The sequence below is a fragment of the Luteolibacter sp. Y139 genome, from assembly GCF_038066715.1.
Lineage (GTDB): Bacteria > Verrucomicrobiota > Verrucomicrobiia > Verrucomicrobiales > Akkermansiaceae > Haloferula > Haloferula soli.
Map to the genome: position 1 here is coordinate 1 of NZ_JBBUKT010000022.1, position 12516 is coordinate 12516.

Annotated in this window: 13 protein-coding genes; 7 read left to right on the top strand and 6 right to left on the bottom strand. The window is 59.6% G+C overall.

Going from position 1 to position 12516, the window contains the following annotated elements:
* On the top strand, positions 1–239 hold a 239-nt coding region (locus WKV53_RS28440), incomplete at its 5' end, for a hypothetical protein (protein WP_341408247.1).
* A 449-nt stretch (positions 240–688) separates the two neighbouring features.
* Here the strand turns inward: WKV53_RS28440 and WKV53_RS28445 are convergent.
* Complete coding sequence (locus WKV53_RS28445; RefSeq protein WP_341408248.1) at positions 689–2137, bottom strand: LamG domain-containing protein; 1449 nt, start codon at positions 2135–2137, stop codon at positions 689–691.
* A 362-nt stretch (positions 2138–2499) separates the two neighbouring features.
* Between WKV53_RS28445 and WKV53_RS28450 the strand changes: the two genes are divergently transcribed.
* From WKV53_RS28450 to WKV53_RS28465, 4 genes are all read left to right on the top strand, one after another.
* Positions 2500–2712 carry a hypothetical protein gene (locus WKV53_RS28450; protein WP_341408249.1) on the top strand — a complete coding sequence of 71 codons (213 nt, stop codon included), beginning with the start codon at positions 2500–2502 and terminating at the stop codon, positions 2710–2712.
* Positions 2713–3208: 496 nt separating this feature from the next.
* Positions 3209–3769: a type 1 glutamine amidotransferase domain-containing protein gene (locus WKV53_RS28455; protein WP_341408250.1), complete on the top strand. Its 561-nt coding sequence runs from the start codon at positions 3209–3211 to the stop codon at positions 3767–3769.
* A gap of 142 nt (positions 3770–3911) precedes the next feature.
* The gene (locus WKV53_RS28460; RefSeq protein ID WP_341408251.1) at positions 3912–4436 is read left to right on the top strand and encodes a DUF4112 domain-containing protein; all 525 of its coding nucleotides are present in this window, start codon (positions 3912–3914) and stop codon (positions 4434–4436) included.
* Positions 4437–4643: 207 nt separating this feature from the next.
* Positions 4644–6164 (top strand): phytoene desaturase family protein, encoded by a 1521-nt coding sequence (locus WKV53_RS28465; RefSeq protein WP_341408252.1) that lies wholly within the window; start codon positions 4644–4646, stop codon positions 6162–6164.
* On the opposite strand, the gene WKV53_RS28470 is transcribed toward WKV53_RS28465, so the two are convergent.
* The 3 genes from WKV53_RS28470 to WKV53_RS28480 are packed head-to-tail and all read right to left on the bottom strand — an operon-like array spanning position 6128 to position 9142.
* A complete protein-coding gene (locus tag WKV53_RS28470) occupies positions 6128–6628 on the bottom strand; it encodes a glycosyl-4,4'-diaponeurosporenoate acyltransferase CrtO family protein (protein ID WP_341408253.1) in 501 nt (166 codons plus the stop codon). The two genes, WKV53_RS28465 and WKV53_RS28470, sit on opposite strands and share 37 nt — an antisense overlap.
* Positions 6618–7661: a glycosyltransferase family 2 protein gene (locus tag WKV53_RS28475; protein ID WP_341408254.1), complete on the bottom strand. Its 1044-nt coding sequence runs from the start codon at positions 7659–7661 to the stop codon at positions 6618–6620. The genes WKV53_RS28470 and WKV53_RS28475 overlap by 11 nt, the downstream gene beginning before the upstream one ends.
* Positions 7646–9142: a phytoene desaturase family protein gene (locus tag WKV53_RS28480; RefSeq protein ID WP_341408255.1), complete on the bottom strand. Its 1497-nt coding sequence runs from the start codon at positions 9140–9142 to the stop codon at positions 7646–7648. Before WKV53_RS28480 ends, WKV53_RS28475 begins: the two co-directional genes overlap by 16 nt.
* A gap of 71 nt (positions 9143–9213) precedes the next feature.
* Between WKV53_RS28480 and WKV53_RS28485 the strand changes: the two genes are divergently transcribed.
* Positions 9214–10602, top strand: a complete 1389-nt coding sequence (locus tag WKV53_RS28485; RefSeq protein WP_341408256.1) for an aldehyde dehydrogenase family protein — start codon at positions 9214–9216, stop codon at positions 10600–10602.
* 38 nt (positions 10603–10640) lie between these two features.
* Here WKV53_RS28485 and WKV53_RS28490 read toward each other — a convergent pair whose 3' ends face one another.
* Both WKV53_RS28490 and WKV53_RS28780 read right to left on the bottom strand, forming a co-directional pair.
* Entirely contained in the window at positions 10641–11306 is a 666-nt protein-coding gene (locus WKV53_RS28490; RefSeq protein ID WP_341408257.1) for a spermidine synthase family protein, read from the bottom strand.
* An 18-nt stretch (positions 11307–11324) separates the two neighbouring features.
* Positions 11325–11897, bottom strand: a complete 573-nt coding sequence (locus WKV53_RS28780) for a phosphatase domain-containing putative toxin (RefSeq protein WP_375341846.1) — start codon at positions 11895–11897, stop codon at positions 11325–11327.
* A gap of 439 nt (positions 11898–12336) precedes the next feature.
* Between WKV53_RS28780 and WKV53_RS28495 the strand changes: the two genes are divergently transcribed.
* Positions 12337–12516: NIPSNAP family protein (locus tag WKV53_RS28495; protein ID WP_498049546.1), on the top strand; the 180-nt coding region annotated here is incomplete at its 3' end.

The window sequence follows — 12516 nt, forward strand, 5'->3', positions numbered from 1 at the left end:
CGTTCCTTTTCCGAAACGGTATCCAATTCTGTGAGGTGATCGAACCAGAGAGCTCGCTTAGTCCCAATAGCAGCGGAGTGCTCTTGCTCGTCACTGCCCAGCGCGTAATTCAAATGCACGGCGACGTGTTCGAACTGGTGACTTCGGGGGTCAGGTTCCCCGTGACCATCCGGCATTCGCATGTAGCTCCGGAAGGATGGGGGACGCTCTGCGCCCTGTCGACCAGCAAGTCGGCATGAAGCAGCGCTCCAAAGAGGCACGCTAGCTCCTCATCCGCCTGGCAACTCTGGATAACGCGGACGTTACTTAGGCCGATCGTTCCTCAGGGTAGGATTCGCCTCGATGATCTTCGTCGACACCCAATGCGCGATCTCGCTGCCGCGAAAATAGAAGAGCGCCACAAGGGCGATTGCAAACGCGAGCTTGATGGCAGCTTTGACTAGTCCCGAAATCACAATTGCTTCTGTGTAAAGGAGAGCGGGCAGTGTGGCAACACCCTTCGCGCTTCAACGCGCTTACGTGATCGAGCGGCTTTGGCGGATGGTGTGGCGGTATTAGTCGCGATACAGACGCCAAGCTGCAGGTGACCTCGGTGGCCGATCTTGTGCGGCTGACGGAGAAGGCGGGACTCGTGAAGCGGAAGTAGTCCCGGGCGGCCGCGAAAACGGCAAAATGAAAGGCCGATCTCTCAGGTGTCATCGCCGGACAAGACCGGCAGTGCAGCTTCGATCGTGCAATCGCAAGTGCCACAAGCGTTCAACTCCGTCTGGCACTCGTTGTAGAGCGTTAGCGTAAGTTGCGAGCCAACGACCTGGGCCTGGAGATCGATCACAGTGGTGAGACCCGTGAGCCGCGATGTCACCGTGAGCGCAAACTTCGCTCCGAGCCCGGCAGTGTCGGCAGGGTCGGGTTGAAGGGCCAAAGCATTCGGGATGAAGCTCAGGACCGGTTGGCGGTAGCCCGTGGTTCCCCGGTCGGTAAAGGCTTGGTCCGGGTTCTGCGGATAATTGATCACCCAATGGAACGCCAAGGCGTCAACGCCACCGGTGCCCGTGGCGGGATCGATGAAGGCGGAGGCGTCGATCTTGGCATTGACGGCCCCGTTGATCCGGTTGGCATTCGCGGCGTCGGGGTTCGTCACGTTTTTCGGAGTCGCGCCGTTCGTGATCACGATGAACTTCCCCTCCGGCAGCCGCGGCGGGGCGATGGTGCCGCCGGGCTTCTGTAGCCGGTAAAAGCGTGCAGGGTCGGCTGAGGGGACGGTGATGGAGAACAGCCCGTCGAACTCGGCGGGCCCGTCCACCGGGGTCCACGTTCCGGCTAACAGATCGGTGGTCGTTTCCAGTCCGCGACCCAAGCTGTCGTTCCAAGTCGGCCAAGTCAGGGTGTCCTGATTCCCTGCGCGATGGAAGGCCAGCACCGGCGGGACCGGCGGCAAGTTGCAAAGCAGATCGGCCGGAGTGAAGTTACCGGGGGCAAAGGTGAAGATCCGCAATTCGTCGAGCTTGCCCTTGAAGAAGGTCGCCCGCGGGTCCGCCGGGGCAGCGGCGAGGCGAAGGGTAAGGCCCTGCGCGCCTGGCAACTGCTCCACGCTCGCACCGGAGGCCACACCATTGATGTAGAAGGTGGAGCTGGTGCCGGTGCAGACGAAGGCCAGATGGGTCCACTGGCCCGCGACCATCGCTCCCGCCCCAAAGACGACCCTGCCGCCGAAGAGCGCGGAGAACGTGCCGGTGCTGCCATTCTTGATGATGCCCCAGCCGTTCGCACCGGGTTCCCCCGTGTAGACGATAACACCTTCGCCGCCCGACTGATCCGGCTTCACCCAGAGCTCCACGCCGAAGTCTGTGGTCGGCACGTTCCAGTTGCCGGTGGTGGCATGCTGGGTCCCGTCGAAGTCCATCGAAAGCCGGCTGTTGCCATTCGCGACGTCCGCGGAGTAGAGCGCGCCGGCGGTGACGACGAGAGCTTCCATCGAGCCATGGCCCGAGCTGTCCGCCGAGCTGGTGGCGACGGCTCCGGCAGCCGCGCCGCTATCGACCTCACCGAGACGGAAGTAGCGGATGGCATTCACTTCCGCGGCGGCGGGAAGAATCAGGGCAAGCGCCAAGAGCAGGCGCGTGGTTAAGGAAAACATGAGGAAGCTCGGATGACGGGGAGGCCCGGATAGAAGGGTGACGGGCCAAACAAAGTGCCCGGGTGCCGGAAGCAAACGGTCTGCTTCAACAAGTCAGCGGCTCCATCCATGCAGTAGGGTGGAAGATAAGTCAAGATGCGTGCAACGAGCGGGTTTGGTTAGACGAGCGACTTGCAATGTGCATGGATGCTTTCTGGATGGGATGGGCTGCCTCGGGCCAAAAGAAGGATGGACCTGTCGATCGCCTCGCGGCTTTGCGAGAGCGAGGAAGATGATTACGGCGCACATCACGCCGCCGCACTCCAAGTGCATGAACCCGGTCCGCCATTCAAACCAGCACCCATGTCGGACCTAGATCCCCTATGGCCGAAGAGCTTACTTCCGGGCTCGCTGCCGAGGAGGGCGGCGACCGGCTGCGTGCAGCCGAGGTTTACCGAATTCTAGCGATCTCGGCCTATCGTGCCGGCGCGGTCTCATCGGCGAAGATTTACTTTAGGCTATCGACCAAAACGGCCCCGGACTCTTGGATTGAAGTTCTCGGTCATCCGATACTCTCCCAGCTTTTCGACGATTGATGTGGCCGGCCGATTTCGAAGACTGATCGGACTCGCCGATCGACTCGGATTTCAGAGGAAGCCCCTTTCAACGCAGCGGCATAACGGAGGAATCTATACGCATGGCCCAGGAGTATCCGCGGAAAAACCTCGCTGGCAGTGCTCTGGCAAGACAACCCATGCCGGCATTCTGTGACTTCGCGCTGAAACTCGTCCGCCATCGGTCCCACCTTTCCTACCGCGTCCTTGAGCCGCTCGTTTGCCACCCCGAAATTCTTAGACGAATGTGGATGTGGTAAGCTTCGCCCGTGTTGATTGGTTGGCGGTAGGGCTCACCGTTCTTGGCGAGTGCCACCCGCTTTCGTCGAAGTGACCATTCTCGGGTTGTAATGGAATTTATAGGTTCAAATCGCACGTAGCCCGCGCATTTTGCCGCGCGAAAGGATGAGCAGGATGATTTCGGGTCTTCACAACGCGGCGGCTTCAGGATGGCACACATGCAGCAAGAGGCATGGCGATGAAAACATCCGATAATGGATCCAAAAGAGTGGCAGTGCTTGCGATGGACGGTTTTGAGCAATCCGAATTGCTTGACCCTGCCGGAGCGCTTCAAGAAGCTGGCGCGTCCGTGGTGATCGTGACTCCTGAGGGCGAAGCAATTCGGGGCTGGAAAGACAAGGAGTGGGGGCAAACGATCAGGGCGGATATGTCGCTAGGCGAAGCCGATCCGAAAGAATTCGATGCGTTGCTGCTGCCGGGCGGCGTGATCAATTCCGACAACCTTCGCACTTCCATTCCAGCGCAGGATTTCGTGAGACATTTCTTTGAAGCGGATAAGCCGGTCTTCGCCATCTGTCACGGTGCTCAGATCCTGATCGACGCAGATTTGGTCGACGGTCGTAAGATGACGTCGTATCACGCGATCTCCACCGACCTGATCAATGCGGGTGCAGAGTGGGAGAATGCGGAAGTGGTGGAGGACGGACGTTTGATTAGCTCGCGGGATCCCGATGATCTGCCGGCGTTTTGCAGCGCGATCTGTCGTGCGCTTGGGCTGAACGAGTCCCAATCCGTATGAGAGCGGAAAGGGGATTCGCCGGTGGAGAGAAGTGCTCGCCACAGAGGGAAGTTTTTCCGGAGCCCCTACCTCCCCTCCGCCCATTGTCGATCCGTGTGAGGGTGGGTCGCTCGGCTTCAGCCAAGGATAGCATGGCGACCAGATGAAAAATGTCACTCCAGGCCAAATCGACAATGGCGCAGCCAAGGTGAGCGACAACGAACGCTCCACATCTGGATTCGTCGCATCGCTGATGGATGACTTCATCCGGATTCCGGGGACCAATATCAGAATCGGGCTGGATCCGATCCTGGGTCTTTTTCCAGGCCTGGGGGATACGGTCGCCTCGCTTGTCGGTCTAGCGATCATCAACGAGGCCGGTCGGCGGGGCGTCTCCCGGAAGGTGCTGATCGCTATGGCTCTCAATATCCTCGCGAATGCCGCGGTCGGCGCTGTCCCTGTGGTGGGTGACCTCTTTTCGGTCTGGTTCAAATCCAACCGCCGAAATCACGACTTACTCCAGAAAGCCATGTCCGCCCAGATGTCGCCTGCTGAGCGCGAAACGGCTGCTCGGCATGCAGGCAGCTTCGCAATCTTGCTGATTGCCGGGGTGATGCTAGGAGTGGTCCTCATCGTAGTTGGCTCACTCGCGCTGCTGAAGCTGATCATCGGCTGGATGTCGGCCTGAAGCTTCCACGCGGATGCTTTCGATCGAACCTGTTCGGTTCACACCGGACTCTTTGATCGGGGAAATCAGGAAGGTACACTGCCGCTGGATTGGCTGGGTTGGCGTGCGAGGCCCGCTGTTCGATTCCATGAGAGTTTCCCGCCGATTTTAGGAAATCCCGTGACTCTCCTTGTCGGATTAGAACTCCTGATTAGATTGGCGACCTGAATGGGACTAAAGGGTGATCGGGTAGCAATCGTTGGAGCCGGGCCGGGCGGACTGACCGCGGGAATGATTCTCGCCCGCAGGGGTTTCGACGTCACCATTTACGAGAAGCAGAACCGCGTCGGCGGCCGCAACGCCGAACTTGCCTTCGACGGTTATTCCTTCGACACCGGCCCGACCTTCCTCCACCAGAAGTTTACCCTCGACGAGGCCTTCGAAGAAGCTGGCCGAAACTCGGGCGACTACCTCGATTTCCGACTGCTTGACCCAATGACGCGCCTCTCCTGGGGCAATGTGTCGATCGACACGACTCCCAACCCGGAGCAGATGGCCGACAATATCGACCGCGTTTTCCCGGGGAACGCCGACGGCTTTCGGCGCTTCATGGCCGATCACGCTATCAAGATGCGGAGGATTTACCCCTGTCTTCAGAGGCCCTACCATGAGATGCGGGCCTACTTGAGCACGACGTTGCTCAAGGCCTTGCCCTACGTCGCCACCACGGATTCGGTGGTCGATGTACTCGACCGCTACTTCACCGATGATCGGCTCAAGCTGGCATTCACCTTCCAGGCGAAATACCTCGGGATGTCGCCCTGGCGCTGCCCCGCGTTGTTCAGCATCCTTTCATACACTGAATACAAGTTCGGGATCTACCACGTGCAGGGCGGCCTGTGCCGAATCTCCTCATCCATGGCACGAGTCTTTGACGAGCACGGCGGGAAGCTGAGGCTTGGTGCTCCTGTCAAGCAGCTACGCTTCCAAGGCAGCCGAGTAGTAGGCCTCGACCTTGAGGGTGGCGAGACGGTTGAATGTGACCACGCTATTCTTAACGCCGATTATGCTTACGCTGCGACCTCTTTGATGGGCGAGCGATCGAGGAAGCCGAAGGAGCTTGAGCGGAAGAAGTTCTCCTGCTCGACCTTCATGCTCTACCTCGGTCTCGACAAGACCTACCCTCACCAGCCGCACCACCACGTGATCTTTGCCGACGACTATCGCCGCAACGTCGAGGAGATCCAAAGTGAGCACGAAGTCTCGGATGACATGTCAATCTACGTCCGTAACTCCGGCGTGATCGATCCTCTGGTCGCCCCGGAGGGGAAGTCCGGCATCTACGTCCTGGTGCCTACCATCAACACCCGCCACGGCCTCGACTGGGCTACCCTCGGCCCGGTCTACCGCGAGAAGGTGATTAATCGGATCGAACGGCAGACGGCGATAAAGGATCTGCGCCGCCACATCGTCGCCGAGCGGATGATCACACCAGCCACTTGGCGGGACAATCTCGACGTCTTCATGGGGGCGACCTTCAATCTCGCGCACACGATGGACCAGATGCTCTACCTGCGGCCTCACAATCGGATGCGCGGACATCACAATCTCTACCTGGTCGGCGGCGGCACCCACCCGGGGAGCGGCCTTCCTACCATCTACGAAAGCGGCCGGATTTCCTCGAACATGATTTGCGATCAGCTCGGCGTGTCCTACGAGACGTCGGACTTGGCGAGCGCCCTGCTCTGACCGGACTTCGCCAAGATCCGTACCAGTCGGATCCGGTTGTAGCGCTGGATCGCGATGCAGGGAGCGTTGGCGGCCAGGATGGCCATTGCCATTACCAGATCTGCCCACATTGGATTCCAGAGGAAGAAAGCGGGCGTGAGCGCCAGAGCTGTCCAGTGGCAGGCCTCGGCGCGCCGGGTTTCGGCAAGGAATCGGCGCAGGTGCTGTGGCCCCTTGTCGCGCAGCGACGCCTTCGCGAACCCGCCGCGGAACCAGCTCGCGCCATCCGGCACCAGATCCTTCCAGCGCTTGATTAGAAGGAGCCGCTCGAACCACCTTACCGACCCACCAACACCGGGGCTGATCTTCCAATCAAACCATCCGGACGGAAGGCGGCTGAACATCCATGCCAGGACCAACTGTAGCACGGGGATGCCGCAGGCATTCAGGGCAATCACCCAAGGAATCGGCAGTTCAAGCGCCATGAAGCTTTCGGCCTTTCCAAGTTGCTTTCCTGCCGGCGGGACCGAGCGAGCGAGCGAAGACCCCGAGGTAGAAGATCAGCACAGGCGGATAGAGCAGTCCGCAGAGGGGCGAAAATGCCCCGACCTTCCGCTGCATCGCGATCATCTGGAGTGCGAAAGCCCCGTAGACGATCCAACCCAAGGGCGTGACGAAAGGGGCCACGACACCGGTAATGAGTCCGCCGATCCAAGCCGAGATCATCACCAGGGTGAATGCCGGCGTGGCGGCCGCTCCGGCGGCGAATCCCTTGGTCCAGCCGTTAACCAACTCCCCTAGGCCCCCGGGATACATCCGGAAAGCGATCATTCCCCGGCCTGTCATGGCCGCGGTACTCGACCCCACCGCCCGGACCCGTCCGGCTAGTTTGACGTTTTCAAGGATCTCCGCTTTCACCGATTCATGGCCGCCGGCGCGGTTGTAGCTCTCGCGGTCGATCAGCAGGCACTGGCCGAAGAGTCCTTGCGGCACAACACCCATGACCATGATCAGGTTGAACATCGCGGAGGCCTCTTCGTGGAGTTTCTCGATGGCATGATACGGGCACGCTGCCAGGGCTCCGCCTTGATAGCGGGCGAGGAGTTTCTCCAGGCCGCGCTCTTCCAGCCAGCAGTCGGCATCCAAGAACAGAAGCAGTCGGCCGGATGCAGCCGCAGCCCCGCTGTGACAGGCCCAGGTTTTGCCACGCCAGGAATCGGGCAAAGGGCCTGGGTTGACCACGGCCGCACCCGCCGCAGTGGCAATCTCTCCAGTGCCGTCAGTGGAATCGTCATCAACGACGATCACTTCGCAGGGTGGTAGCGCCTGTGCCGCAATCGAGGGAAGCAGGCGGGGCAAGTTCGTCGCCTCGTTGCGGGCTGGGATGATGATTGAAACCTCCCTGGCCATCCCTCGGGCTCCGGCACCGGGGTCGGGAACCCGGAGCCGAAGTAGCAGGGAAAACGATGCCAGCCACTGAACCCCGCCGACCGCCAAGATGATCAGTTCCGGTCCCATTCGACGATCTTGGCAGAAACGTTTTGCCCGCACTGGACTACCATCGGCATGCCTCCACCCGGGTTCACCGAGCCGCCAACGAAGAAGAGGTTCGGGTATCTGGTGCTCTGCTTCGGTGCCTTGAATGCGAAGTTTTTCAAGCGGTCCGAGACCACTCCGTAGATCGAGCCTTTGTTGGATTTATACTGTTCGCGGATGTCGTGAGGGGTCCAGAGGTGTTCGACTACCACGTGCTTCCGGAGATCCCGAAGTCCCATCCGCTCCAGCTTGTCGAGCACCCGTTCCTTGAACGCTTGGTAATCGTCGGGGCCGAGGGGCCGCTCTTCGTCGATGTAGGGGATGTGCGGCAGGATCTTGAGGGTGTCGCATCCATCGGGAGCCACCGTTGGATCGCTGCGTCCTGCGGCAACCAGATAGATCGTTGGATCATCCGGGAGCCGCCTCTCCTTGAATACGGCGCGGAAGTGAGCCTTTTGGTCTGAGGAGAAAAAGAAGTTGTGATGGGCGAGCTGCGGGTAGGTGGTGTCCAGACCCAGCTCAAGGATCAGCCCCGAGCATGCAGGCTCGTAGCGCGACAGGCTATTCATGAACCGCTCGTCCTCACCGAGCAGTTCGGCATAGGCAGGGATTACTTCCATGTTGGAAACCACGATATCCGCAGGCTGGAAACTTCCGTCGGCGTGCACAATCCCGGTGACCCGACTTCCGTCCCGGCGGATTTCCTTCACCGCACTCCCCAGGTTCACGCTGATGCCCAGCTCGTCCATTAGGCGGCCCAGGCCTTCGGCAATGCCATAGAGGCCACCGGGCACATACCAGAGATCAAAGCGGAATTGAATGGCCGGCAGGCAGTTCATAAAGGCCGGAGCTTGGTAAGCCGAAGAACCGACGTATTTGATGAAGTAGTCGAAAATGTCCCGCATCTTTGCCGACTTCAGGTGGCGACTCACGCCACCGTGCATGGTCCGGAAGAAGTCGAACTTGGGGAATTGAAAGAAGCCGTAGTGTTCGGAGAAGTCTTTGGCCGTATCCAGTCCTTTCTGGAAGTATCCCTCGTCCACGAGGTCGAAGAGGCGCGAAGAGTAGGCGAGGAATCGCTCGACCGCTGCCGGATCCTCGCCGGCCTTTGCGGCCTCTTCAGCCATCACCGCGGGATCAGGGTGGAGGTCGATCGATACGCCGTCCTCAAAGAAGTTCCGCCAGTGGGGGCGGACCGGCTGGATGGTGATGTAGTCGGACATCCGTTTGCCGGATCGCTCGAAGAGGCGCTCGAAGATGTGAGGCAGCGTGAGGATTGAGGGACCGAGGTCGAAAGTGTAGCCGCCCTTGCGCAGTACGTTCAGCTTTCCGCCAATCTGGTCGTTCTTCTCAAAGATGCTCACCCGATACCCGGACTGTGCGAGCGAGATCGCGGCGGAAATGCCGCCGAGACCCGCACCGATGACGATCACATGCTTGCTGGCAGGGGGTATTCCGGACACGGAAGCGACCATCGCGCGGTTCGGGCTTTTCGCTAGAGAATCCGTGGATCCAAGGTGAAGATAACGGACTGATGTCCGGCTTCCTCCTTCCCGATCGCCAGCGAGCCTGGCTTGCCTCGCAAGGTTCGCGCGATGTCGGGGCGCGCAAGGACTCGCTGAAGAAGCTGCTGGCAGGGTTGGATCGTTATGAAACCTCTCTAATCGACGCCCTTAATTCGGACCTCGGGAAGTCCCCGATCCAAGCCTACACCTCCGAAATCCACCTTGTGAGGCAGGAGATCGGCCACGCCCTCAAGCATTTGAGAGGTTGGATGAAGCCTCAGCGTCGCAAGGTGCCGGCGCTTGCTTGGCCCGGCCGCGCGGAGGTTAACCGGGATCCCTGCGGTTCGGTCCTGATCATCGGACCATGGAATTATCCGGTGCAACTGCTCCTCACTCCTTTGGTAGGCGTGCTGGCAGCGGGGAGTTGCGCAGTGCTCAAGCCTTCCGAACATGCGCCGGCCACGAGTGCGGCAGTCGCGAAGCTTGTGGCAGACAGCTTCGACCCAGGAGAGGTATGCGTGGTGGAAGGTGACGGTGAACGGGCGGCGGAGTTGGCCGCCGCGCCGTTCGATCACATCTTCTTCACCGGTGGGATCGGCACGGGCCGGAAGATCGCTGCCGTCGCTGGAGGGAATCTGGTTCCCGTCACGTTGGAACTCGGCGGCAAGTGTCCTGTGCTTCTTTTCCCCGCCGCAACCGAGCGGGAGCGGACATTGAAGTCCTTGAATGTAATCGCCCGCCGCATTGCTTGGGGAAAGTATCTGAATGCCGGACAAACCTGCGTTGCTCCCGATCATGTCCTCGTGGACCGTGGGTTGGCGGAACCTCTGGTGGATGCCCTGGGCCGCGCCTTCGACAGCTTCGGGCGGGAAGATCTGGGTCGGATCGTGAACCGCAGCCACTTTGACCGCTTGATCGCATACCTGGGCGAAGGCCGGATACGCCATGGTGGCAAATACGACTTCGCCGATCTCATGATCGAGCCGACCGTTGTCACCGATTTGCCTACTGACGCATCCGTTCTTCAGGAGGAAATCTTTGGGCCAATTCTCCCTGTCGTCCCCTACGAAGATCTTGAGCAAGCCTTGGCGGCGCTGGAGCCTCTACCGGCCCCGCTGGCACTCTATGCCTTTACCCGCGACCCGGGCACACGACGTCGCATCACCGCCAGAACGAAATCGGGGAGCCTCTGCTTCAATGATACAGTGGTGCAGATCACGGGACCTACATTGCCTTTTGGAGGCCTCGGCCCGAGCGGCATGGGCCGCTATCGCGGGCGGGCAAGCTTTGATGCCTTCACACGGGAGCGATCGGTAATGACTCGGTCGGTTTGGCCGGACCTTCCATTCCGCTATCCTCCGTCTCCGATCCCGCTTGGAAAACTGAGGAAATTTCTCAGACGATTTGGAGAAAGATGAGCAGAGGAAGAGCGCTTGGAATATTATGGAAGGCTTGCTTAATCCCTGTCAGCAACGAACAAGGTGTGCGTAAACCTCTTGGCATTCGGATACGCCTTTGCTTCGACGCACTCCACCTGTTTAAAGACGCGACGAAGCACCTTGGCAAAGGATCTATCGCGGTGAGCCGACCAGTAGACGACGCGGCCTTTCGGCTGCAATGCAGCCATCACCCGCTGCACCCCGCCGTGGTTGTAGAGGCGCGCGTTGCCCGTCTGGACTAGCGCATCGGGACTGTTGTCCACGTCCAACAAGATCGCGTCGTACCGCTGCTTACCATCTAAAAGCTCATAAACATCACGTAGGTGGATTCTCACTCGCGGGTCATCGAGTAGGAGCCCATTTACGGCCTGGAGGTGCGCCCGGTTCCAGGTAATGACTTCGCTAAGTAGCTCCGCGATATCGATGATTGCGTCCGCTGCGCAGCATTCCAGAACTCGCCGTAGCGTGAAACCAAACCCCAGTCCGCCGATGAGAATGCGCTGTTTCGACGCTGGCACGCCATTGCAAGCAAGCTCTGCCATCGTTTGCTCTGAGGCGCTGGCGGTTGTTGACATCAATTGGACGCCATCAATTCTCAAAAAGTAATGCCCATCGTGCTCATGCAGGACCAGTTGCGCCCCATCCGGCGTGTGGCACGAGCAAAGCGAGCGGGTAGTTTTCATTACGGAGGATTATATAGTTCACCGTGCTTCGTTCCGCCAATACTTGGGGCGGGCTGCAGGGATGTCCGCCAGTTGGTTTGAGGAAAGCGGTTCGACCGCGCTGGCGAATGCCAATTGGCGCGCGGTCTCAGGCTCACTGCCAGCATGCTCGATCGCTGCGAGGCCTTCATCTGGCGGTAGACCGATCCGAACTAGTAACGAGGCAGCAACCGTTCCGGTTCGCCCGACTCCGGCGGCGCAATGGATAGCGAGAACGGTTGCCGGTGAATGCAGAAGTCCGATCAGTCGGTCCAACATTATCAGGAATGTTGGTAGATCCTCCGGAACCGATCGATCACGGATTGGAAACTCCAGCCAGCGCTCGCCTAGTTCCGTGGCCTCCAGAAACCTCCAGTAATCGGGAGCCTTTCGCTTTCTCTCTGCTTCCCCGGCCAGGCAGACGACCCAGCCCTCAGCGTCGCCCTTGGTCAGCTGCTGCCAGAATCGGACCTGGAATTCTGCCGGTCGCCAGTAGCCGGGCATGTTTGTGAGGTAAAGGCGGCCAGGGAAAAGCGTGGGAAGGATTACAGGACGGAAGGGAGAACAAAGCATGGGGAATCTTCATTCCAGCATATGTGGGAAGGGGGGCACCGGCTCTTTCCGAAACACGCCCGTAGGCACGGCGCTTTGATATACCCAAGCGGAACCTTTACGGAGAGCGCCAGAAGGCCCGTCGTTTCGGGCTTCTCGGACCTCTACGAGGGCGCTTGGGCTACGAAAAGCCACACGAGCTTCGTAGGGTACTTTAGCCTTGGCTCGGAGTGGTGCGGAAACATCCAGGCGCTCTCCCGAGAGGAACTGGCCTCGCTTTCTTCGGCCCTGCGGACCAAGGTGCTCAGTTTCACTCCCAGCGCGTTGGCTAGAGCCTTGCAAACAAACACGGTGGGGACACGATCACTCCGTTCGAACATAGTCAGACATTGGGCAATGATCGAGATTTTTGAGCTAATTGCTTTTTTATCGGTGCGATGAGGATAGGGTGTCATCTACCATGGTAAAAGTAGCACTGTTCGTCCGGCTAGAAGCAAAGCCCGGAAAAGAAGAAGACGTTGAGACCTTTCTTAAGGGAGGTCTTCCCCTTGTCATGGATGAGCCCGCCACCACTGCGTGGTTTGGGATTCGTCTTGGACCCAGCACTTTTGGCATCTTCGATGCGTTTCCTGATGACGCC